We start from the raw sequence: 22,089 nt of genomic DNA on the forward strand, positions 1-22,089 counted from the left end.
TACTAGCCCAAAATGAGGTGTTGAACTGTACAAAGGGATTTTAAAAATCAGTGACGGAAGTGACGCATGCCTGTAAATACCATGGCAATGCCGTGCTCATTTGCTGCAGCGATGGTTTCTTCATCACGCATTGAACCACCTGGTTGGATAATACATTTGATGCCAGCTTTGGCAGCATTATCAATACCATCACGGAATGGAAAGAACGCATCTGATGCCATGACTGCACCTTCAACCACAAGTCCTGCATGTTCTGCTTTGATCGCTGCGATACGAGCGGAGTTGACACGACTCATTTGACCTGCGCCAACACCGATGGTTTGACGGTTTTTTGCATAAACAATCGCATTGGATTTGACATACTTCGCCACTTTCCATGCGAAGATCAGATCGTCGATTTCTTGCTCGGTTGGGGCACGTTCCGTCACAACTTTCAGATCTGAGGCTTTGATCATGCCCAAGTCTTGATCTTGTACCAAAAGTCCACCATTGACACGTTTGAAGTCGAACTGCGGTGCACGTGCGTCAATTGCTGGCAGTTCGCCACAAGTTAAAACACGAACATTTTTCTTAGTACCAGTCACTTCAAGCACACCGTCAGCAATACTTGGCGCAATGATCACTTCCACAAACTGGCGATCAACGATTGCTTGTGCGGTCGCTACGTCTAACTCACGGTTAAAGGCGATGATGCCACCAAATGCAGACTCAGGATCGGTTGCATAAGCAAGATCATAAGCAGTTTGAATGCCGTCTAAAGATACTGCTACGCCGCATGGATTGGCGTGTTTTACAATCACACAAGCAGGCTTGGCAAAAGTTTTAACACATTCAAGGGCAGCATCAGTATCAGCGATATTGTTATACGACAGCTCTTTACCTTGCAATTGCGTTGCAGTCGATACAGACGCCTCAGTCGCAGTGCTTTCCACATAGAACGCTGCGGATTGATGTGGGTTTTCACCGTAGCGTAAATCTTGTGATTTGTTCATTTGCACATTGAACGTACGGGCAAATTGATCGGCTTCACCTTCTGCTTTGCCAACACGTGCGCCAAGATATTGCGCAATCATGCCATCATATTGTGCTGTATGTTCAAAGGCTTTCACTGCCAAATCAAAACGCGTTGCATGTGAAAGTGTACCGTCTGCTTTTAATTCAGCGACTACGGTATCGTAGTCAGAAGCATTGACGATGATACCAACTGATGCGTGGTTTTTCGCTGCAGCACGTACCATGGTTGGACCGCCAATGTCGATGTTTTCAATCGCATCTGCAAGAGAGCAGTTTGGCTTGGCCACAGTTTCAGCAAATGGATAAAGATTGACAATCACTAAGTCGATCGCATCAATATTGTGCTCAGCCATGACTGCTTCATCTAGCCCACGACGTGCCAAAATCCCGCCATGAATCTTTGGATGTAAGGTTTTGACACGACCATCCATCATCTCTGGGAAGCCAGTGTGCTCTGACACTTCGATCACAGGAACTTGGTTGTCTTTAAGTAGCTTATAAGTGCCACCAGTTGAAAGAATTTCAATATTCAAGCTCGCAAGCGATTGTGCGAACTCAACGATACCAGTCTTATCAGAAACGGAAATTAAAGCACGAGAAACAGTCATAGCGGTATGTTTAAAATCAAAAGTGAAAAGGGGAAATATCTAAAATTTAGGCATAAAAAATGCCCGCTCGTTGGCAGGCATTTTATCAGTTATTCGGCCATTAGTCCGTGCGCTTTTAACTTTTTACGCAAAGTGCCACGGTTAAGTCCTAGAATCTCAGCAGCACGTGTTTGGTTGCCACGAGTATATTCAAGAACGACTGATAATAATGGTTTCTCCATTTCAGCCAAAACCATATCGTAAACTTGCGCAGGCTGTTCACCTTGCAATTGAGCGAAGTAATGGCGGACTGCACGGTCTACGTGAATACGTAGCGCAACGTCAGATTGTGCAGTAAAAATAGGAGACTTACTATTCATGCGATAAATCCGAAAATTTTGACCACTAGATCGATAGTGGTGGGTTAATGTATCAAGCGTCTATGCGACCACTTTAGATCATAAAGCGGGCACATCTTCATCCAGAGTGAAGCGCAAACAATTCAAATTGTGGTTGGCGTTTAGGTTGATTGTGTTGTATGAAAAATATACACACATAAAACAACAAAAATAACTCCCTGTACCAATCGAGATTGGCAATCAAAAGGGAATTTGTTTTTTAAACTGCTAGAACCAGCAAAGAAATAAGTTAAAACTTCAATTGCGCATATAATAGCATTTTCTGGCTCAAAGTGAGTAAATAAAGTTCATTTTTTCGTAATTATTTTGCTGTATATTCGGGAAGTTTAAGAGTATATTGCACAACTTTTTGTTTTTGCTAGATTGTTTAAAAAATACACAAATGTGAATTACCCATGATTTTTACAAAAATCTATGAGAAAACTGAACAGATGGGCGCTTAGACATAAGAAAAAAAGAAAAATTGAAAAATGAGCAGCAACACCAAAAGAAAGTTGATAATGCCCCAAGTGAAATAATAGTTACGCTGATTCGGCGAGGCTTTCTTTCTAAATTGACCTGTCGCAGCTTTTGTGTAAGTGCTTGTATATGCCATCTCAGCATCTTTTTCATCCAGTAGATTGGAGATCGGCAAAAGTGGCGTGTGTCCTGTTTGATTCGGACTCATGGTGTCAAGGTGGTTGAGATAGGTATATAAGTTGAGCTTTGAGCCGTCGACGCCATTGCCCATCATTTGCATGACATGCTGGATGATTGCATGATTCTCTGAGCGAATGGCTGTGGCATCAACAGGGTTGGTTTCGATATTTTGGGTATTATTGTGAATCGAAAAGTTGAGATGTTTTTCAGGATGAATGCTTGGCTCATAGGCTGGATCAAGAATGAAATGCGCAAACGCATCAAACACTGTATGACACTGTGCACAGCGTACTTTACCTTGTGCAATATTGAGCTGCATAAGCGTCAGCTCATAAGTGCTTTGGCAATGTGGACATTGGCTATAGTAGCGCATCGGCTTGATCCAGTTGGCTAAGCGTTAAGCCTTGCGGTGTCCAGAGAGGCGACACCAGTTTTCTTCACGCATCTGCTGTCCCGTGATTTCAAAATATGGTGCATAAGCCGCTTTGACATCTTCGATCTGCTCTTCAATTAGACCTGCAAGCGCAATCTGTGCATTTGGCACAGTCAGATTGTAGAAGGTTTCCACCAGCATCATCAGTGGTTTGGCTAAGATATTTGCCACCAAGATTTCAGTTTTGTCTTGATAATGTGCATCAAACTCCTCAGGTAACCCGACCCAAAGGCGATCTGCCACACCATTTAATTCGGCATTTTGCTTGGTTGCCAGCACAGCTTGTGGATCAATGTCAGTGGCATAGACATATTTTGCACCAAGCAGTAGCGCAGCGACACCCAAAATGCCAGAACCACAGCCGTAGTCGATCACCACTTTATCTTTCAGGTCTAATCCTGCAAGCCATTGCAAACAAAGGAATGTGCTGGCATGGTTACCCGTACCAAAGGCAAGTCCTGGATCAAGTTTGATATTGGTCACTTCAGGATTTGGCGCTTCAAGCCATTCAGGCACGATCCACAGATTATCCGCCACTTGGATCGGCTCATAATAATCCATCCATGCACGTTCCCATGCTTGATCTTCGATGACTTCTGAACGGATTGCTGTGTGTTCGATTTGTGTGGCGATAAATTGAGAAAGTGCCTCAGCATTTAAAGGTTGATCGTCTTCTTGCTGGAAAATCCCCGTCACAATCACCTTATCCCAAAGCGGGGTTTCGCCTGGCAAAGGTTCAAGCAAGGCTTGATCTTCTGCATCGTCTAAAGTCACGCTGACTGCGCCTAAAGACAATAACAGCGATTCGCACACTTCGACTTGAGATTGTTGTACTGTGATATGGATTTGTAGCCAGTTCAAAATAGGTCACCAAAAAATCAAATATTGTGCGCTATTGTAACGGATTCACACAGCAAAAATATATGCTGTGCATCGCATCGCTTGAAATTAAAAAAGAAAATATTGGCATGTGAAAATGCTCATCTAAGATGTAAAAAAGCGCATTGTTGATTGATTTGACAATGCGCTTGGCTAGATTGATTTAGATTGTTTGCGTTATTGCGCTCGTTTCAGTTGTTTAGATTTGATGTTAATGGTTGATGTTAATGGTTGATCTGTTCCGCACTGGTTTCGGCAGGTAAGGGTGCAATACGATTGAGCATAAAGCCAAACGCTACCGCAAAGAAATACATAAAGATCGAATACACTGCCGCAGGCATGGCAATGGTGGTGCTCGCCATGATGGTGATGGCAATGGTAATCGCCAACGTCCCATTGTGAATACCAATTTCAAACGCCGAAGCACGTGCTTGCTTTGCGCTAATCCCAAACATTCTCGGCACAAAGTAGCCAATGCTTAAGCTGATCGCACAGAATAACGCAGTTGCCACACCCACTTCGCCAATATAGTTGAGGATATTTTCACGCTCGCTCATGATCGCACCAAGAATGATGATCACCAAAAACACCACTGCAAAAATACGGGTTGGCTTATTTAGCATCTCGGCAGTACGAGGCGAGTAATGTCGAATTAACATCCCGATCAACACGGGTACAATAATAATCACAAACACTTGCACCACTTTGGCAAACTGTAGCCCGATCTGCTGATCGCCTTGCATAAAGTGATTGATGGCAAAATTCACCACGATTGGCAGGGTAAACGCCGCTAAAATCGAGTTAATGGCGGTGAGGGTAATATTTAATGCAATGTCACCTTTAAATAGATAGCTCAGCAGATTGGCAGTTGCACCACCTGGAGAGGCTGCAAGTAGCATCAAACCGACGGCAAGCAGTGGCTGAAGCGCAAAGATTTTACACAGTGCAAAAGCAATACCGACCAATAAGCCCAGTTGGCAAAATAGTGCCACAAATACCGCTTTGGGATGTTTTCTGACACGGCTAAAGTCTTGTGGCGTGAGCTCTAAGCCTAAGCCTGCCATGACAATACCGAGTGCAATCGGTAAAAATACGGTAACTAATGCTGAATCCATTATTCATCCTTGAATAAGTTGTTGATATTACATTGAGTGTATCTAAAAACGGATGCTTTTCAAGCATTTTAAAATGACTGCTCGGAACAACTTTGATCAAACTTTTCCATTTGGCTTGATTAGCACGTGTTGAAAAGACTTGCTTAAAAAATAGTAGCGTATCGACAGTCTTGCACATGTTACACGGCAAAATAGGCTACACTATGCCAAGTTTTAATTATACATTTTGATTGTGCAGAAATTTGATGAGTAAACAGCAAGCGTCGAGTCGATATTGGGTCACCTGTGCCGATGGTTTGGAAAACCTATTGCAGGAAGAAATTACTGCGCTAGGTGCAGAGGTGGTTGATCGCAAAGCAGGGCGATTGATTATTCAAGGTCAGCTTGAAACCGCATATCGTATTTGCATGTGGTCACGGCTTGCCTCACGTGTGTTGTTGCCAATTTTCTCGCAAGAGATTGAACAAAATTATGATGATCGTGATGTCGCAGAAGAGCTGTTTGAAGCGGCGGTCAATTTTGATTGGTCGCTGATCTTTGCACCACAAAGTACCTTTGCGATTCGCTTGCATACCGAACGTGAAATCAAGGTGAATACCCAGTTTGCGACTTTACGTGTCAAAGATGGCGTGGTCGATAGCTTTATGGAAAGCCAAGGTCGCCGTCCAAGTATTGATACCAAACAACCTGAAATAACCCTTTATGTGCTTGCAGGCAAGTTAGCGCATCATTTCTGCCTTGATCTGTCAGGCGACAGCTTGCACCGCCGTGGCTATCGCCGCTATATGACCGATGCGCCGATCAAAGAAAATCTTGCCGCAGCGATTTTGCAAAAAGCGCAACTGACTCAGCGCAAGCCTGACATGATCCTCGACCCGATGTGTGGCTCGGGGACATTTATCATTGAAGCCTTGATGATCTTGACTGAACGAGCACCAGGTATGGTGCGTCGTTTTGGTTTTAATGGTTGGCATGGACATGATCATGAACTGTGGCAAAGCATCAAGCGTGAAGCGGTCGAACGTCATCATGCAGCGATGGAGCGACCATTGCCGAAGTTTTATGCGTTTGATGCGGACTGGGATGCGGTACAAGCCACGCGCAAAAATGTTATTGCCGCAGGTTTTGAGTCGGTACTCGATCAAATTCAGATCGAAGAACGTGTCCTTGGGGATTGGTGTGACTTTAATTTAACAAATGAACAAACCGCATTTGTGGTGACTAATCCACCATACGGCGAACGACTTGGTGATAAAGCCTCGAATCGTGCCTTGTATCAAGGTTTGTCGATGTTGTTACAGGAACAATTTAGCGGACAATATGCTGCGGTAATTGCTGCGCATATCGAGCAAGCCGATGTCTTAGCTCTGGCTGATCCTGAAACTTTGCGCTTGATGAATGGTAATTTGCCGATCTATGTGCGTCTGGGACAGGTCAAAGCAGCGACTGATCGCCAACCATTTTTACAACATTGGCAAGCTGAAAAAGTAGAGATTGAAGAAGCGCAAGACTTTGCCAATCGTCTACAGAAGAACATGCAAAGCCTGAAAAAATGGGCAGTGAAAGAACAAGTCCACTGTCTGCGTTTATATGATGCAGATTTGCCTGATTTTAATTTGGCGGTGGATTTGTATGGCGAGCTGTTGCATGTGCAAGAGTATGCGCCACCGAAAAAGATTGATCCTGAAAAAGCTAAAAAACGGTTTAATCTTGCATTGGCGGCGATCCGTGCGGTCACTGGGATTCCACGTGAAAAAGTCTTTATCAAAACTCGTGCTCGTCAGTCGGGTAAAGCACAATATGAAAAGCAAAGCCAAGCCTCTAAACGCTTTATCGTGCGTGAAGGTGATGCCAAACTACTGATCAATATGACGGATTATTTGGACACAGGTTTGTTCTTAGATCATCGTCAGATTCGTTTACAGATTGCCAAAGAAGCGAAAAATAAACATTTCTTAAACTTGTATAGTTATACATCGACTGCCAGTGTGCATGCGGCATTGGCAGGTGCGGCGAGTACCACCAGTGTCGATCTGTCTAATACTTATTTGAACTGGGCGAAAGAAAACTTCGTACTGAATGGCTTGACGGTTGATCACCCTGATGAACAGCATCAATTCTTCGCCAGTGATTGTTTTGAATGGCTTAAAGAAGGGCATGAGCAATACGATTTGATCTTTATTGATCCGCCGACCTTCTCCAACTCGAAGAAATTCTACGGCACATTCGATGTACAACGTGATCATTTATCGTTGATCAAGCGTGCCATGAACCGTCTGAGCAATGACGGCGTTTTATATTTCTCCAATAACTATCGGGGCTTTGAGATGGATGAGGAGATTGAAGCGATGTTTGATGTGGAAGAAATCACCCAGTGGACGATTGGTCCAGACTTCAAGCGTAATCAAAAAATCCACCGTGCGTGGCGCATTCGTCATTTTGCTGTGGATGATTAATAACAGATAAGTGATCTCAATCGATGGTTACGTGTTGAAATAAAACAACTCGCTGTGCGAACACAGCGAGTTTTTTTCATGGTTGAATTTTTCTCTATTATGAGGTGTATTAGAACCAATTCACCAAAGACACACCCAAGCCGACATAGGTGGCTTTGTGGTTATAATCAATCAGACTTTCACCATAACCATCAAAGATTTGCAAATGTCCACGTAGCGGTCCTGACAGTGGAAATGCCCAGTCAAACTGTAGCGCACCGTGACTATCATCGCCGCCTTTTAAGCTGTGACGTGCCATTAATGAGAAGTTATGATCTTTCCATTTATAGTTCGCCGTGATGTCGCCATGACCAAGGTAGTCGGTAATATCAGGGTTGTTATCATCCTCATCATCTTCCTCGAGGCGATACCACGGACGGATCATCAAGGCAAAATTGTCTCGCTCAAATCCGACATTGAGCATGACACGGTTCCAGCTTCGAGAGAGTGGGTCAGAACGACCATTGGATTGATGGTTAAAGGTCACACCGAGCAAGCGTCCATGTAGACCGAGTAAGTTATAATTGGTACGGAAAATCAGACTTGCTTCAGGCTCATAATTGGTCTCACGAAATGGACGAGATTCATCTTCATTATAGACCTGCCAGCGAGAGGACTGGGTATAACCAATCCAGACATCGCCATTGTCACCGATGATATTTTCCAGTGCTTTGGTTTTAAAGGAGAGTTGGAATTTGGCTTCGGTATTTTTTAAATCCTGCTCTGTGGTAACAGTATTGAGCGGATTTGGGCTGTGTGGCATGGTGTTGGTATCTGAAGTCCAATACGCAGGCAACAAGTACACAGGTTGATAAGAGCGGATTTGCCATGTGCCGAGCTTCGCTTCAGGGCTCAACTCCCAGCGCTGATCCAGCAAAGAAGTATTCGGATTGAATTCAGGCGCTTTGCCGATCAAATTCAAATCTTCTGCTTTTTGTTTAATCTGCGCAGGCACAGTGGTCGGCTCAGGCTTGGCTTCGGTTAAAACATTATCGCTTTTATTTTCTGGTGCAGCGTCCGTACTGGCTTCGGCGCTGGCTTTGAACACCAAGTCATAACACGCCAAGCGTTCGGTTGCCGAGGTGAGACTGACGCAAGCTGTTGCCGATGCTGGCTTTGGATCACTGGAGTCCGCGCCAACCACAGGCAGAGTATCTTCTGCAAAGGCAAATGTTGAGCTAAGACATGCACTTAAGGTCGCCATTTTCAATAATTTGACGGAACTGGTCGCATGTAACGGGTAACGCAATTTAAGCTGTGAGGTAGACATATGGACTCCAGAAAAGCGCTTAAAGCAAATTAATCAACTGTTTAAAATTCTATATACGTTTGATCTCAAAACCAAGCCCTTCCAAGTCATTTTGACGGGCGATCGGGGCAACCACAGATCGAGATGGGGTTTGATCAACGAGATATTGCGCTGTGACACGGCGTAAATCCTCAATCGTCACATCCAAAAGTCGCTGACGAAGCGCCTGACGGAAAGCATGCCCTCGCTGATGAAAGTCAGCATAGCAACTGGTGATCGCCTCGCCCGCAGGTGAACCTGGTTTATCCATGCTAGATATCACACCGAGAATGGCTTCTTCGATCTGATGCGGTTTGGCATCATGAGTCATGAGCCAATCAATCGAGCGCTCGAAATCAGCAAAAGTTTCACTCAATCGTGGATCACGATAGCTAAAGAAACGGAATGCACAGGCATTGGCATCATAGCCTGCACCGCCACCATAAGCACCGCCTTGCTCACGAATCGCTTGGTGTAAGAAGCCATCTCGTAGATAAGGACCAAGAATGGTCAGTACCGCAGCATCAGGATAGTCAATCGCTACCGCAGGGTAGACACTAGCACAGAACTGGACATTGGATTGAATCAACCACGCTTGATCTTGAGTGTTACTTTCAAAAGATGGCGTGGCTAATGGTGCGGTTTCAGTATCTACAGCATTTTTAGACCATACATCAGCAAGTTTTTGCAACAATTCATCGCCAAACTCTTTTTCGCAGACCAATAAGAATTGTTTTGGCTGATTGAGAATGCGTTGCTGTAAAGACTGAATCTGCGTAATAAATTGAGTGTAGCTCACGTCATTTTCACGAATATCATCAATCAGCTTCGATAGCCATTGTAGGGCAGGCAAACCTGTCACATGATAATCCCGTTTTGCATAAGCACTCATATTACGTGCAGCAGTTTGCATGGCATAACCATGTCCTGCATTACTGAGGCGAGCTTGCCAGCGGGCTTTGCGTTGTTGAAGAAGTTCGAGAATACGGCTCTTTTCATCCAAGCGAATATTGCAGAAGGCATGTTGCAATAGTTGCATTGCATCAGGGTTGCGATTTAATGCTTTAGTGGTCAGCGTCAATAAAGCACTAATTTGATTGGCATCATCGACCTGACTACGCAAGCTCACACCCATGCCGACACCGCCACTGATTTCCGTCTGACGTTGTTGCATGGTCAGATAATCATCATCGCCTGCGCCGACTTCACCCATCAGCAAAGCGAGAATACCCAAATATGGCGATTGCACCACATCATCAGGCAGTTCAATCAATACTTGCTGATAAAATAGTCCATTCGTGCCTGAATGATACAACTTGACAGGCGTTTCACGATTTGCCTGCTGGTTTGCCAGTTGAATGGTAGTGTCGATTGGCTCGATATGTTTGAGATCGGCAGGAATATCTTCCAAACCGACTTTAGGCAATAACGACAAATCATCTTCAGTGGCTTGACGTTGTTTCAATGCTTCGGCTTGTTCGATCAGTTGCGTGCGATCTGCATCGGTCAATTTTTCATTGATGTGATCAAGTCGTGCTTGCTCGGCAGCTTGTTCTTGCGCAGAAATATTTTGATCGGGAATCAGTGTCATACGCACACGATGCGGATTATCAATGAGATAAGTCTGAATCAAGTTGGATAGCCACATTGGATCTTGCAAGTCTTCACGAATTTGCGACAGGGCTTGATCGACATCCCACACTGCCACAGGATCACCGTGATGAATGGCAGCGCCTAAACCATTTAAAATCAAACTTAAACCATACGGCGTACCATCACCGCCGACTTCACGTTGATGCAATTCGATCTGATGTAAAATGGCTTCGATTTGGCTTTGGTCAATTGGCTTCGAGGCGACACTTTTAAGAATCTCAAGCGTACCTTGCTCAAACTGCTCGGCACGATCTGCTTCTGAACCTTGAATACCGCAGTAAAAAGTCATCTCAAAATTGCTATCATCGACGCCAAGCATCGGGCCTGTAGAGTGACCAAGTCCGCTGGTTTCCAGATATTGACGCAGTGGAGAAGCCGAGTTTTCCAACAAAATGCCTTCGACCAAACGCATGGCAAGACGCAGTTTGATATTGGTCATCTCAGGCAATAGCCATGCCATCACATGATAAGTTTTTTCGCTTAAATCTTCCTCATCAACCGCATAGGACTCGACCACTTGAATCGGTTGGCTGAGGCGTTGTTCAGGCACAGAATGAATGGTGTTGCCTTGCGCAAAATCTTGTAAGGCTTGTGATTCCACTTGCGCATGAAATTCGGTCACATCCAAATCACCAAAGCTCATCAACACTGCATTCGATGGATGATAATGACTTTGATAAAAGGCTTTCAGTTGCTCATAACTCAAGTCGGGAATATCTTTTGGATCACCGCCAGAGTTGTAATGATAGGTGGTTTTCGGATACAGATGATGTGCAAGTTTGTGATAAAGCTGATCGGTGGCGGCACTCATTGCCCCTTTCATTTCATTAAAGACGATGCCTTTATACACAGGGCGATCATTTTCCAGTTCGACACGAATGCCTTCTTGGGCAAAGTCCAACGGATTCAAATTGGCATGAAACGCCGCATCCAAATACACCGAAAGTAAGTTATTAAAATCTTTATCATTCTGCGTGGCAAACGGATACGCCGTCCAATCCGCTGCGGTAAAAGCATTCATAAAGGTATTTAATGAACGGCGAATCATGGAAAAGAATGGATCACGCACAGGATATTTCTGCGAGCCACACAGCGCCGTATGTTCCAAAATATGTGCCGTGCCTTTGGAATCCATCGGCTGGGTGCGAAAGGCGACTAAAAAGACTTTTTCAGGGTTTTGATTGCCCAAATGGTAATGCACCGCATTGGTTTTTTTATGGCGGTATTCAAACACGGTGGTGGAAAGTGCAGGGATGAACTGCTGACGTACCAAATCAAATGCAGAGTGAGTAGATGGGGCGACTGAATTTGAACTGGTCTTCGACATACGGACTCCAAAATAAAAACGGTATAGATGCTTCACAAAGCGAAGCATCTAAAAAATGCAAAACAGCTTTGGAGTATACCTAAAAATAGGGGAGAGCGGAAAACTTAGCAATTGTATTTTGAGGAAGGCTAAAGTAGTATGAGTTATATGAAGGTATTACCTTTATGTGCTTTGTATTCATTATGCGGAGGTCAACTCAATGGCTGTTTCTGTAAAAATAGATGACGGTTTGAAAGAACGTATACACATGCTTGCCGATGCACGCCAGCGTTCAGCGCATTGGATCATGCGTCAAGCGATTGAGGAATATGTCGAACGTGAAGAAAAGCGTGCGCAGTTTCATCAAGATGCTGTAAATGCTTGGCAACAATACCAAGCAGATGGTTTACATCTCACCCAAGCGGAAGCTGAGCAATGGCTAGTGAAATTAGAAGCTGGTGAAGATGCGGAGATACCTGAGTGCCATCAGTAGCATTTCCTATCATTTGGACACCATCCTCTTTAGCAGATATTCAGCGTTTATATCGTTTCCTTGCAGAAAAAGATCCAGATATCGCAAAGCAAGCCATTGCAGCCATTCGACAAAGTGTTCAACCTTTAGAAATCTTTCCTAACATTGGGCGACCTGTGCAAGAGATGTCGAGTGAATATCGAGAAATTTTGATTGATTTTGGGCAAAGTGGTTATGTGTTGCTTTATCGGTTAGATCAACATCAGCTCAGCATACTCGCAGTACGTCATCAAAGAGAGGTGGGGTATTGATGATCATTTGATTTGAATCTAATCATAAACGTATTTTTGTATAAAATTTAACGTGTTGTAAAGCAGTTTCTAAAAATATTGAACCAATTTGCATACAGCCGTAATGCGATGATGATAAAAAAGTAGGCAATATGTAGCCAGAAATCACCTACCCAACCTGCCAAACCTGTCACTGAGCCAGCGCGATAGCCAACGTCCATGAGAATAATTCCTGAGCCTGCTATAAGCATCAAAGTCATAAAAAAGGTGATGATTGCCAGCCATATATAGCCTTTAATGCCTTTTTTAGCTTCTAAGTTGCTTGCACCTGTCCAACCTATCAGTTGCCACAGGCATATGATCGAAGCGATTAAAATTGGAAAAAAGGATAGAACATGCCATACATGGTAGAGCAGTCAAGCCTCACCAAAAGGGGAATATAAAAATGCTTGCTCGCTTTCAAACATCTGCTTCAGCATCGCTTTTCCCTCTCCAGCACCATTAAGCTTTAACATAAAAATTTTCCCGTCCACATTAAGTGGTGGAACAGTTGTATTGACTCTAACCCAGTCAATTACACTATGTACCCATTCAGGTTGCCAAACGAGCGCTAAGTCCTTGACCCAACTACTCACAAAAAGCATTTCAAAGAGCGCACACCAACCTAAGAAGATCAGACTCCACTTTTGTAATCGTCTTGGCGCTAAACCACCATCATTGGCAAGATGCTGTCGAATCGCCTCTCGCTTGACAGGATCATTTATCGCTTCGATCTGTTTTTCGATCTCAGTGGTTCGGCGTTGTAGGCGTGCTTTTGTGCCAAATACAATGCGATACCAAAACGGTGTCAATGCCATCGCCACCGCTAAGACTAAAAACCAAATAAAGTTAAAAAATAAATTCTGCTGAAGGCTGTAGCCTGATAACTCAAAACCAAAGCTAAACAAACCCACAAAACCCCAAAACACAATGATCAACAGGTAGAAAAATAAATATTCTTCGTACAAGCGTTCTGATGCCATCCATTGCAGGACGGATTGTGATGGATTGGTTGTTGTTGCCTTTTGTGTCATCTTTTATTTTCCGTGTTTCAATGCTAAGTTTTTAATAAAATCGTTGATTTGCATGTTGTGCTTTGCGCAAAAAATACCGCAAAGTCCAGTAAATTTCTACAAAAATGAATTCTTAAATCATAGCCATAGCACAGTTTATGCTACTCTAAGGCAATTTTTTAAAAACATTGGAATTTTGCACATGACGGCGCCTGCACTGTTTTCACTTGGGAATGCTTTGGTCGATCAAGAATTTTTGGTCGATGACGAATTTTTAGGTCATGCCGAGCTGAATAAAGGCACCATGCAACTGTGTGACGCAGCGCAACAAGCCAAACTGGTGGAATATTTGGCAGAGGCGGAGCACAAAGGGCAAGCCAGTGGCGGTTCGGCGGCGAATACCACGGTGGCTTTTAGTGCGCTTGGCGGAACAAGTTTCTATGCCTGTCGTGTCGGTAATGATGATTTGGCGAGTTTTTATCTCAAGGACTTGGCATCGGTTGGTGTGCAGACCGATGAAAAATCAAAAAGCGCAGGGCAGACAGGTACGTGCATCGTGCTCATCACCCCAGATGGTGAACGTACCATGTATACCCATCTTGGCATTACCGCTGAACTCAGTGCAGATCAGATTCATTTCGATGCGTTAAAATCGGCTGAATGGCTCTATATCGAAGGCTACCTAGCGACCAGTCCAAGTGCGATTGAGGCAGTCAAACTCTCTCGTGACATTGCCAAAAAGCATCAAGTCAAAATGGCAATTTCCCTGTCCGATCCTGCGATGGTGCAATATGCCAAAGCAGGTCTAGATGCGCTGATAGATGATGGCGTCGATGTACTGTTTTGCAATGAACAAGAAGCCTTGATGTTTACTTCGACAAGTCATCTCGATGACGCTGTACAGGCATTGTTAGAACGTGCAGAAACCGTTGCGATTACTTTGGGTTCAAAAGGTGCATTGATCGCAAGTCGTGAGCAAGAAACATTCACCGTACAAGGTCAAGCTGTGCAGGCTGTGGATACCAATGGTGCAGGCGATGCTTTTGCAGGGGGCTTTTTATCAGCTTTGGTGAAAGGGCAATCTTTACAAGAAGCTGCGACGTTGGGTAATTTGGTCGCATCAAAAGTGGTGAGCCAGTTTGGACCTCGTCTAAGCCTTGAACAGTATCAGGCTTTGCTATAATTTCCAATTAATTAATACTTTAAATATATTGTTTATCATCAAGGTGTGGAGTAAATATGCATTTGATTTGCCAAACAGAAGATGTGCCAGAGCGTGAAGCACGTGGTTTTGAAACGCCTGTTGGCGAGTTGATCGTGACACAGCGTGATGGTTCATTCTACGCCTATAAAAATATCTGTCCGCATCTCCAAGTGAGCCTTGAATATATGGAAGATCAATTTTTAGATATGGATAAGGAATATATTATCTGTTCGACCCATGGCGCACTGTTTAATGTTGAAGATGGCGAGTGTATTTGGGGGCCGTGTCAGGGTGATGCACTGACTAAGGTTGACCTTGAAATTCATTCTGATGGTGGGATTTATCTGAAAGATTGAATTTTTTAGCGCATTGAAAAGGGGAAGGATCCGAGATGACGATCACTACAGTGTTATTTTTTCATAGTGCATTATTGCCTTTTCATATGAGTGTGCTGGCGATTTTTATTCTCATCATCGCAGAAACCATAGGAATTTATATCGGTCATCGACCATCGCAGTTGATCAGGCAGATGGTGCCGATGTGGCTGCGGGATGCGCCACTACTGCAAGTACAGATTTCACGGTTTATTATTTTATTATTCTTTCTGATCAATTTTAGTTTTGCGGGTTATTTATTACAGCTCAGTGCCTTTGCGTTGCTAGATGATTTTGTCCACACAGGGTTTGTGCTGATTCCCGCTTTGCTGATGGCGTGGTTTTTTACCTTATTTATGATGCACTGTCTGGATCAGGTGATCAAACCTGTACAATCCAGCCATCAAGTCAATTTGCTCGGGCGATTTGCAACTATCGTCAGTGGTACGGCACGACCAGGATCAAGTGCGCAAGCCAAAGTCCGAGATCAATTTGGTCGCTTGCATTATGTGCAGGTTGAGCCAGAATTTGGCGAATTTACCTTACAGAGCAAAGTGCTACTGGTGGATTATCGAGAATCGCATTATATCGCCCAAGCCATCGTCAATAGTGAAGAATATCAAATGGCTTTGGCGCAAAAAGATTGGATAAAATAAATCTAAGAGATCGTATGTAAAAACTGAAACCGTGGTACAACTTGCCCATTCTCAAGCGTCACGGTCTCGACAAACATCTGCAAAGGACGTACCCAAATCGAATAATCCCCATACAGGCACTGATAAACCACCAATGTTTCGTCGGTTTCACTATGTCGAGCGGTATGCAGGACTTGATAGTGCTGACCTTTATAATGTTGATAAATTCCAGCTTGTAGTGTGGGTGCAGACATCGTGGGTTCCGTTTGGGTTAATGGTTTATTGGTTGAGATTATAAACTGCGGTTGAGTATTCTGGGCAAGAAGAGAGTAATTGTTTTTCAGTATATAAATCTTGTCCGAATGCATTGCGGATTTTAATTTCTGCGGTGATTTTTTCGGATTGGAGCAAGTCGAGCACCATTTTGGTTTCACGGTCGCTGGTGACATTAAACTGTTGATTTAGCTTTGCAAACATGGTCTGGCAAATCATTTTTCCTTGATTGGTGATGGATTTTTTTGCTTCTGGGGGTAATGTGGTACCTTTGAAAAAATTCATGTCTAAATAAAAAATCATCGTAGGGTAGATGACCATGACCTCAGCATCCATGAATTTATCATTCATTTTATTGAGCTCAGGATTCAATAGCGCAGGCATCGACTCAAAATTTCTTTTAAAGTCAGATTTAAATTGTTTTTCTTGGTAGTTTTGATAAAACAAAAATGCGATACCAGCAACGACGATTAGCAGGATAAGGATGACTAGTTTTTTCATATATTGCGCTCTTAAATGATAAGCCTGATTCATTGGGGATGGGTGAGATTATTTATTGGGATACCAACCTGAACACTCCGATAAGTTCTGCTCGGTACGCGCCTGCACTTGTCCAAATTTGTTGCGATAAATATTTTCGACTTGAATATTTTCCGTTTTAAGAAATTCTAAAATTTGCTTTTTTTGAACATCATTGGCATGCAAGGCTTCAAATAATAAAAAAATAAAGTCGCATCGACTCTCATCAGCCATTTGTTGCATTTCTTTCGAAGGTGGCTTTTCACTGAACAGCTGATTGTGATAGATCGTCACAAGGGGATAGGCAACCAATATATCTTGATATTTCCCGTCTTTGAAATCGTTGATAATTTTTTCACCCTGAAAATATGCTTTCAGATTTTTCTGGTAATTGTTGTTACTCAGATTAAAAAAATAACTGATAGAAAGCCCCATACTGATTAATATCAGCATCGGGACTAGGCTTTTGAATAATGTTTTATCCATTTTATCCTCGTACTTAATATTGCTCATCCACATTGATTAAAAGCCAAGTTGACTAAAAGCCACGTTCTTCTTGTCGGTTTCTTGCCTCAGCTTCGGCTAAGCCTTGGGCATTTGGTTGCGGCTGATTCGCCTGTACTTCCTCTAATGTTTTCGGCTCAAACTTAGAGTCTTTGATGGCACGGAGCTCGTCAATATTGTCGCATTGATCCATTTTCTGTGAGACCTGTAGGATGGTCTGTCCAAGATTATTTTTGATAAAGTATTGAAATTCAACAGCATCTTTTTCATTGACGTTGAGCGCAGCATTACGGTACAGCGCTGTGTTTGTTTTAAGTCCATTTAATGTACCACAGCTAAATTTCTTTAAAAATGCAGATGATCCTTCAGGTGCGTCAGTTTGTTCGTAATCAACCAAACGAATGTCGATTGAGAAAATCGGATATTGATTGTAAAACTCCGCTTTGGACTGATGATCAAGAAAGGGCATTAAACGTTGCACAGCAGAACCACTTGGAATAGCGATGTTGCTTTTATGAATTTGCTTTTCTTGTTGAATTAACTTGTATTTTGGATAACCATAAACCCCAAGCGCAACTAAGCAAAGCAGGATAAAAATAATTTTAAAGTTCATTAGAAAAAATATGAAGTCATTTGAATTTATTTTAAGTTAACAAAAAAATACAATACACACAAGATTTGTACATCAATTTGTGTAAACCATTTTTAATGGTGATTGATTCTACACAGTGCATGTTGTTTTGGTGTGCTGAAATGTCAACAGCTCTCATATTTAAAAAAACTAAAATGTAAAAGAGTCATTATGACAATGACTCTTTTACTGCGGATGTTTAAGGCGTCACGATATTAAATAAGAACGGGAAGGTATCTAACATTCCAAGGAATTCCTGAAATGCATTCGCATCACCACTAATCTTCAATGAGCCATTCTGAGCAGCTTGAGCAAGGGTGAGTTTACCGTTTTGGATATCGTCTAATGTGGATTTGTCCAAGACCAAAGTTGCTGTCGGTGATTCAACTTCTTTACCATAATTCAATACCGCATTTTCCAAAGACAAACCGTAGTTTTCTTTTAGATCAGGGAATTCGATGTTGAAATACATCTTTTTACCTGCTGCTTTAGGTCCATTTAGACGCACTGCTAGATAGTCAAATAGCATATCTGGTGTCATGGCGCTAATGGTATCAGGGCTAGATGAGCTTACCCCGCCAGAGATTGGTGTGCCGTTGCGCAGTTCATACGCCCCTTCAAGATATACTGAGCGCCAAGTACCCGCTTCTGCTTGGAATCCAAGTTGTTCATATGCATCGGCAAGTAGGTTTTTGGCAGCAGTATTATTCGGATCAGCAAAGACAACTTGTTTGAGCGCCTCAGCTACCCAGCGGTATTCACCTTTATCATAGTCGGCTTTCGCTTTGCTCATTACTGCACTTGCACCGCCCATATATTCCACGTATTTTTTTGCAGCATCAGCAGGAGGGAGGTCATTCAGACTGGATGGGTTTGCGTCATACCAACCCATGTAGCGCTGATAAACTGCGCGTGAATTATGTCGAAGCGTTCCGTAATAGCCGCGATTTGGCCAGAACTTATCAAGTTCATCAGGCAGATGAATCATTTCGGAGATTTCTTTACTGGTATATCCTTTGTTCAGAAGATTGACAGATTGATCGTGAGTATACTTATAAACATCACGTTGTTTTTTGAAGTAATCTACAACTTTTTCATTACCCCACATTGGCCAGTGGTGACTCTGGAATTTTACTTGGACATCTTTGCCATACATGTCGATGGTTTCATTTAAGTATTTTGACCATACCAGTGGATCACGGACTTGTGCACCACGTAATGTTAAGACGTTATGCATGGTATTGGTTGTATTTTCAGCCATCCATAGTGCGTTCCACTCAGGGAACCATGTATTCATCTCGGCAGGTGCTTCGGTACCTGGTGTCATTTGGAATTCCATTTTAACGCCATCAACAGTCATGGTTTCGCCTGTTTTTTTGATGGTGTCTGTTGGTGCAATTAGAGTCACGTTACCGACTGGATTGGTCTGTCCCAAACCTGCGTTGACGCCGCCAGTTGCGCTTCGTGGCAATAGTGCGCCATACATGAAAATCGCACGACGGCTCATTGCATTACCTGCAATGACCATTTCGCTAACAGCGTGCTCCAAGAATCCTTCTGGCGCAATGATTTTTACCTTACCAGACTTTACATCAGCTTCATCAACGATCCCTTTGACACCAGCGTAGTGATCGACATGGGAGTGACTATAAATGACTGCTTTAATCGGACGTTTGCCTAAATTTTTTGTCACTAAGTCATAGGCGGCTTTCGCTGTTTCAGATGCTGTGCCTGGATCAAATACAATCCAGCCAGTTTTCCCTTTGACAAAGGTAATATTAGAAATATCATAACCACGCACCTGGAAAATATTGTCGGTCACTTTGAACAGACCATATTGGACGTTGAGCTGTGCATTACGCCATAAACTCGGGTTCACTGTGGCGGGTGCAGGCTTGTCCATTCCAATAAATTTGGTATAGCTATCCATATCCCACACGACATTGCCCTTGGCATCCTTGATAATCAGTGACTCAGGCTTATCGATAAGCCCTCTTGTGGCATCTTTAAAATCTTCAGTATCGTTAAAAGGTAGGCTACGAATTACCTCATTATTTGCTTTAATGGTCGCAGCAGTTGCTTGACCTTGCGCCAAACTATCTGCACTCACAAATAATGATGTTGTAGTGAGTATTGCTAGGAGAACGTTGTGTTTTTTACCATATCGATATTCCACCCTTTTTGTAAACTTCGTAAGTGATTCTATGTAAGGTTGTACCTTGTGTATATTTATAGCATCTTTCTATATTTTTATGTGTTTAATCTCAGAATATTTCATAATAAATTAGTCGTAGTTAATAGGGTTTTATTCTAATTAATTGATTTAATTGTAAATTAATTAAATTTATTAATCTTGACTTTTTTAAATACTTTAAAGTGTAAGGTGTTGATTTTAACCATATAATAATCACTTTTTAAATTTTCTAAAAAAAATATAAGTTCCGTGTTATCGGTGCTCGGAAATAAAGACAAATCCTTATATGGGATATAAAAGCAGGCGTACAATTGTTATTAAAAAATTATGATGCAAAGTAGCATGATGGTTGGCTATTTTTTTAATCTTAGAAATACTCATATGTCACCATTTTTAATAAGGTGGATTCTATTGTTAGTTCAATTAAATTTAATTGGGGTATCATTAAACCCATTCGAGTTGGAGTCGAATGGGGTGAAGTTGCCTATGCTTTGTTTGCTTTTGAAAGATGTGAATCTTGGTACTCAACTACTTACTTTAAAAATAATTGATAACCCAAATTATGAGTGATTTCCTCAAATGGATAATTGATCTGTTCCAAAGTCTTGAGCAAGCTGTCTTGAGCTTCATTTTCTTGAGTTGCGGTTTGATGTGAGTTTTTACCTGCTTGAAGTCCCATGAGTACACGACCTTCTGCCGCACCATGATTACGATAGTGGAATAGGCTAATATTATGTTCAGGCCCCAGACTTTCTAAGAAGCGGAGTAACGCACCTGGGCGCTCAGGAAACGATACACGGAACAAGCGTTCATCAGGCAAATGACCGTGACCACCGATCAAATAACGAATATGCAATTTGGCAATTTCATCATCAGATAAATCCACCACTTGATAATCGGCTTGCAGTTGCTCGAAGATTTCTTGACGTTCGATGTCGCCATTTTTCAGGCTAATACCGACGAAGACTTGCGCCTTTTCACTGCCGTTGTAGCGATAGTTAAATTCGGTAATATTACGACCTTGCAAGGCACGACAGAAAGCTAGGAATGCACCTTTTTGCTCAGGTAATGTCACGGCATAGACTGCTTCACGATGTTCACCAAGCTCAGTGCGCTCAGCAATAAAGCGTAGGCGATCAAAATTCATATTGGCACCGCAAACGATCGACACCATATTTTTATTTTCAATTTTATGCTGTGCCACGTATTTTTTAATTCCAGCCAGCGCCATCGCACCTGATGGTTCAACGATACTGCGATTTTCATCATAAGTATCTTTGATCGCCGCACAGATTTCATCGGTATTCACGGTCACAACGTCAGGCTCAATGATCTTTCCTGAACCATCAGATTTATCCAATTGCAAGACTTCAAACGGCAATTCACCAATCTGCGCAACCGCTGTACCATCTGCGAATAAACCGACATGCGGTAAAATGGCGCGTTGTCCTGTTTCAAGCGCGAGTTTTAAACATGCGGATTCTTCATATTCCACTGCAACGACTTTGACATGCGGCGCAACATCACCAAGATAAGCTGCCACACCAGCGATCAGACCACCACCACCGACAGCGACGAAAACGTAATCCACATCACGCCACTGACGGATCAGTTCGTTGGCAATGGTGCCTTGTCCTGCGATGACCAGTTCATCATCATAGGGTGGGATAAAGGTCAGTCCATCATCTTCCGCACGTTGCTTGGCATATTTATTAGAAATATCAAAGCTATCACCATGCAAAACCACGGTACCACCAAGACGCTTCACCGCTTCGACTTTGATGTCGGGTGTGGTGGTTGGCATGACGATGATCGCAGGAATACCGAGCTTCTGACCAGATAGCGCTACGCCTTGCGCATGGTTACCTGCTGAAGCGCAGATCACACCTTTATCCAGTTGTGATTTTGGCAATTGGCTGATGCGATTGTATGCGCCACGCAACTTAAATGAAAAAACTGGTTGTAAATCTTCACGTTTAAAGCGAATGTTGTTATTCAGTCTTTGGCTAATTTTCGGAGCAATCTCGAGTGGGGATTCGATGGCAACATCATAAACAGTTGCTTGTAAAATTTGTCTAACCCAACGAGACAGCATGACATTCTTCCAAATTTA

At 42.9% G+C, this 22,089-nt stretch carries 20 protein-coding genes; 6 read left to right on the forward strand and 14 right to left on the reverse strand.

Features of this window, described 5'->3' with window-relative positions; translation table 11 throughout:
• Positions 1 to 47: 47 nt before the first annotated feature.
• The 5 genes from purH to BLQ60_RS06545 form a co-directional block, all read right to left on the reverse strand.
• Entirely contained in the window at positions 48 to 1,622 is a 1,575-nt protein-coding gene (gene purH / locus BLQ60_RS06525) for a bifunctional phosphoribosylaminoimidazolecarboxamide formyltransferase/IMP cyclohydrolase (protein WP_092617797.1), read from the reverse strand.
• An 89-nt stretch (positions 1,623 to 1,711) separates the two neighbouring features.
• Positions 1,712 to 1,981, reverse strand: a complete 270-nt coding sequence (gene fis / locus BLQ60_RS06530; RefSeq protein WP_092617800.1) for a DNA-binding transcriptional regulator Fis — start codon at positions 1,979 to 1,981, stop codon at positions 1,712 to 1,714.
• A 478-nt stretch (positions 1,982 to 2,459) separates the two neighbouring features.
• Positions 2,460 to 3,032, reverse strand: a complete 573-nt coding sequence (locus BLQ60_RS06535) for an MJ0042-type zinc finger domain-containing protein (RefSeq protein WP_092617803.1) — start codon at positions 3,030 to 3,032, stop codon at positions 2,460 to 2,462.
• Positions 3,033 to 3,056: 24 nt separating this feature from the next.
• Positions 3,057 to 3,953, reverse strand: coding sequence for a 50S ribosomal protein L11 methyltransferase (prmA, locus tag BLQ60_RS06540; RefSeq protein WP_092617806.1), 897 nt, complete (start codon positions 3,951 to 3,953; stop codon positions 3,057 to 3,059).
• A gap of 242 nt (positions 3,954 to 4,195) precedes the next feature.
• Positions 4,196 to 5,086, reverse strand: a complete 891-nt coding sequence (locus tag BLQ60_RS06545) for a bile acid:sodium symporter family protein (protein WP_092617809.1) — start codon at positions 5,084 to 5,086, stop codon at positions 4,196 to 4,198.
• Between the two features lie 245 nt (positions 5,087 to 5,331).
• Between BLQ60_RS06545 and rlmKL the strand changes: the two genes are divergently transcribed.
• Complete coding sequence (gene rlmKL, locus BLQ60_RS06550) at positions 5,332 to 7,542, forward strand: bifunctional 23S rRNA (guanine(2069)-N(7))-methyltransferase RlmK/23S rRNA (guanine(2445)-N(2))-methyltransferase RlmL (protein WP_092617812.1); 2,211 nt, start codon at positions 5,332 to 5,334, stop codon at positions 7,540 to 7,542.
• Positions 7,543 to 7,651: 109 nt separating this feature from the next.
• Here rlmKL and BLQ60_RS06555 read toward each other — a convergent pair whose 3' ends face one another.
• Together BLQ60_RS06555 and BLQ60_RS06560 are read right to left on the reverse strand one after the other, a co-directional pair.
• Complete coding sequence (locus tag BLQ60_RS06555; RefSeq protein ID WP_092618665.1) at positions 7,652 to 8,785, reverse strand: phospholipase A; 1,134 nt, start codon at positions 8,783 to 8,785, stop codon at positions 7,652 to 7,654.
• Positions 8,786 to 8,900: 115 nt separating this feature from the next.
• Positions 8,901 to 11,849 carry an insulinase family protein gene (locus tag BLQ60_RS06560; protein WP_092617815.1) on the reverse strand — a complete coding sequence of 983 codons (2,949 nt, stop codon included), beginning with the start codon at positions 11,847 to 11,849 and terminating at the stop codon, positions 8,901 to 8,903.
• Positions 11,850 to 12,048: 199 nt separating this feature from the next.
• On the opposite strand from BLQ60_RS06560, the gene BLQ60_RS06565 reads away from it, so the two are divergent.
• Both BLQ60_RS06565 and BLQ60_RS06570 read left to right on the forward strand, forming a co-directional pair.
• Positions 12,049 to 12,321 carry a CopG family ribbon-helix-helix protein gene (locus BLQ60_RS06565; protein ID WP_092617818.1) on the forward strand — a complete coding sequence of 91 codons (273 nt, stop codon included), beginning with the start codon at positions 12,049 to 12,051 and terminating at the stop codon, positions 12,319 to 12,321.
• Positions 12,309 to 12,611 (forward strand): type II toxin-antitoxin system RelE/ParE family toxin, encoded by a 303-nt coding sequence (locus BLQ60_RS06570; RefSeq protein WP_171259066.1) that lies wholly within the window; start codon positions 12,309 to 12,311, stop codon positions 12,609 to 12,611. The genes BLQ60_RS06565 and BLQ60_RS06570 overlap by 13 nt, the downstream gene beginning before the upstream one ends.
• Positions 12,612 to 13,006: 395 nt before the next feature.
• Here the strand turns inward: BLQ60_RS06570 and BLQ60_RS06575 are convergent, their stop codons facing one another.
• Complete coding sequence (locus BLQ60_RS06575; RefSeq protein ID WP_092617821.1) at positions 13,007 to 13,663, reverse strand: hypothetical protein; 657 nt, start codon at positions 13,661 to 13,663, stop codon at positions 13,007 to 13,009.
• A gap of 181 nt (positions 13,664 to 13,844) precedes the next feature.
• Between BLQ60_RS06575 and BLQ60_RS06580 the strand changes: the two genes are divergently transcribed.
• Genes BLQ60_RS06580 through BLQ60_RS06590 form a run of 3 tightly spaced genes read left to right on the forward strand, consistent with a single transcriptional unit; the run spans position 13,845 to position 15,876 of the window.
• Positions 13,845 to 14,825: an adenosine kinase gene (locus BLQ60_RS06580; RefSeq protein ID WP_092617824.1), complete on the forward strand. Its 981-nt coding sequence runs from the start codon at positions 13,845 to 13,847 to the stop codon at positions 14,823 to 14,825.
• A 56-nt stretch (positions 14,826 to 14,881) separates the two neighbouring features.
• Positions 14,882 to 15,202, forward strand: a complete 321-nt coding sequence (locus tag BLQ60_RS06585) for a Rieske (2Fe-2S) protein (RefSeq protein ID WP_092617827.1) — start codon at positions 14,882 to 14,884, stop codon at positions 15,200 to 15,202.
• Between the two features lie 35 nt (positions 15,203 to 15,237).
• Entirely contained in the window at positions 15,238 to 15,876 is a 639-nt protein-coding gene (locus tag BLQ60_RS06590) for an OB-fold-containig protein (RefSeq protein WP_092617830.1), read from the forward strand.
• Positions 15,877 to 15,878: 2 nt separating this feature from the next.
• Here BLQ60_RS06590 and BLQ60_RS06595 read toward each other — a convergent pair whose 3' ends face one another.
• From BLQ60_RS06595 to ilvA, 6 genes are all read right to left on the reverse strand, one after another.
• Entirely contained in the window at positions 15,879 to 16,109 is a 231-nt protein-coding gene (locus BLQ60_RS06595; protein ID WP_092617833.1) for a DUF1653 domain-containing protein, read from the reverse strand.
• Positions 16,110 to 16,134: 25 nt separating this feature from the next.
• Positions 16,135 to 16,629 (reverse strand): hypothetical protein, encoded by a 495-nt coding sequence (locus BLQ60_RS06600; protein ID WP_092617836.1) that lies wholly within the window; start codon positions 16,627 to 16,629, stop codon positions 16,135 to 16,137.
• A 48-nt stretch (positions 16,630 to 16,677) separates the two neighbouring features.
• Complete coding sequence (locus BLQ60_RS06605) at positions 16,678 to 17,133, reverse strand: hypothetical protein (protein WP_092617839.1); 456 nt, start codon at positions 17,131 to 17,133, stop codon at positions 16,678 to 16,680.
• A gap of 52 nt (positions 17,134 to 17,185) precedes the next feature.
• Positions 17,186 to 17,764 (reverse strand): hypothetical protein, encoded by a 579-nt coding sequence (locus tag BLQ60_RS06610; protein ID WP_092617842.1) that lies wholly within the window; start codon positions 17,762 to 17,764, stop codon positions 17,186 to 17,188.
• Between the two features lie 217 nt (positions 17,765 to 17,981).
• Positions 17,982 to 19,892, reverse strand: a complete 1,911-nt coding sequence (locus BLQ60_RS06615) for an alkyl/aryl-sulfatase (RefSeq protein ID WP_092617845.1) — start codon at positions 19,890 to 19,892, stop codon at positions 17,982 to 17,984.
• Between the two features lie 616 nt (positions 19,893 to 20,508).
• On the reverse strand, positions 20,509 to 22,071 hold the full coding sequence (ilvA, locus tag BLQ60_RS06620; protein WP_092617848.1) for a threonine ammonia-lyase, biosynthetic: 1,563 nt from the start codon (positions 22,069 to 22,071) through the stop codon (positions 20,509 to 20,511).
• Positions 22,072 to 22,089: the final 18 nt, after the last annotated feature.

This window comes from Acinetobacter marinus (assembly GCF_900096915.1).
Taxonomy (GTDB): Bacteria; Pseudomonadota; Gammaproteobacteria; order Pseudomonadales; family Moraxellaceae; genus Acinetobacter; species Acinetobacter marinus.

What these genes read in the sequence shown, in the direction of transcription:
- purH (WP_092617797.1), bottom strand. Translation starts at nt 1,622, where the DNA reads ATGACTGTTTCTCGTGCTTTAATTTCCGTTTCTGATAAGACTGGTATC.
- fis (WP_092617800.1), bottom strand. Translation starts at nt 1,981, where the DNA reads ATGAATAGTAAGTCTCCTATTTTTACTGCACAATCTGACGTTGCGCTA.
- BLQ60_RS06535 (WP_092617803.1), bottom strand. Translation starts at nt 3,032, where the DNA reads ATGCGCTACTATAGCCAATGTCCACATTGCCAAAGCACTTATGAGCTG.
- BLQ60_RS06545 (WP_092617809.1), bottom strand. Translation starts at nt 5,086, where the DNA reads ATGGATTCAGCATTAGTTACCGTATTTTTACCGATTGCACTCGGTATT.
- rlmKL (WP_092617812.1), top strand. Translation starts at nt 5,332, where the DNA reads ATGAGTAAACAGCAAGCGTCGAGTCGATATTGGGTCACCTGTGCCGAT.
- BLQ60_RS06555 (WP_092618665.1), bottom strand. Translation starts at nt 8,785, where the DNA reads ATGGCGACCTTAAGTGCATGTCTTAGCTCAACATTTGCCTTTGCAGAA.
- BLQ60_RS06560 (WP_092617815.1), bottom strand. Translation starts at nt 11,849, where the DNA reads ATGTCGAAGACCAGTTCAAATTCAGTCGCCCCATCTACTCACTCTGCA.
- BLQ60_RS06565 (WP_092617818.1), top strand. Translation starts at nt 12,049, where the DNA reads ATGGCTGTTTCTGTAAAAATAGATGACGGTTTGAAAGAACGTATACAC.
- BLQ60_RS06575 (WP_092617821.1), bottom strand. Translation starts at nt 13,663, where the DNA reads ATGACACAAAAGGCAACAACAACCAATCCATCACAATCCGTCCTGCAA.
- BLQ60_RS06580 (WP_092617824.1), top strand. Translation starts at nt 13,845, where the DNA reads ATGACGGCGCCTGCACTGTTTTCACTTGGGAATGCTTTGGTCGATCAA.
- BLQ60_RS06585 (WP_092617827.1), top strand. Translation starts at nt 14,882, where the DNA reads ATGCATTTGATTTGCCAAACAGAAGATGTGCCAGAGCGTGAAGCACGT.
- BLQ60_RS06590 (WP_092617830.1), top strand. Translation starts at nt 15,238, where the DNA reads ATGACGATCACTACAGTGTTATTTTTTCATAGTGCATTATTGCCTTTT.
- BLQ60_RS06595 (WP_092617833.1), bottom strand. Translation starts at nt 16,109, where the DNA reads ATGTCTGCACCCACACTACAAGCTGGAATTTATCAACATTATAAAGGT.
- BLQ60_RS06600 (WP_092617836.1), bottom strand. Translation starts at nt 16,629, where the DNA reads ATGAAAAAACTAGTCATCCTTATCCTGCTAATCGTCGTTGCTGGTATC.
- BLQ60_RS06605 (WP_092617839.1), bottom strand. Translation starts at nt 17,133, where the DNA reads ATGGATAAAACATTATTCAAAAGCCTAGTCCCGATGCTGATATTAATC.
- BLQ60_RS06610 (WP_092617842.1), bottom strand. Translation starts at nt 17,764, where the DNA reads ATGAACTTTAAAATTATTTTTATCCTGCTTTGCTTAGTTGCGCTTGGG.
- ilvA (WP_092617848.1), bottom strand. Translation starts at nt 22,071, where the DNA reads ATGCTGTCTCGTTGGGTTAGACAAATTTTACAAGCAACTGTTTATGAT.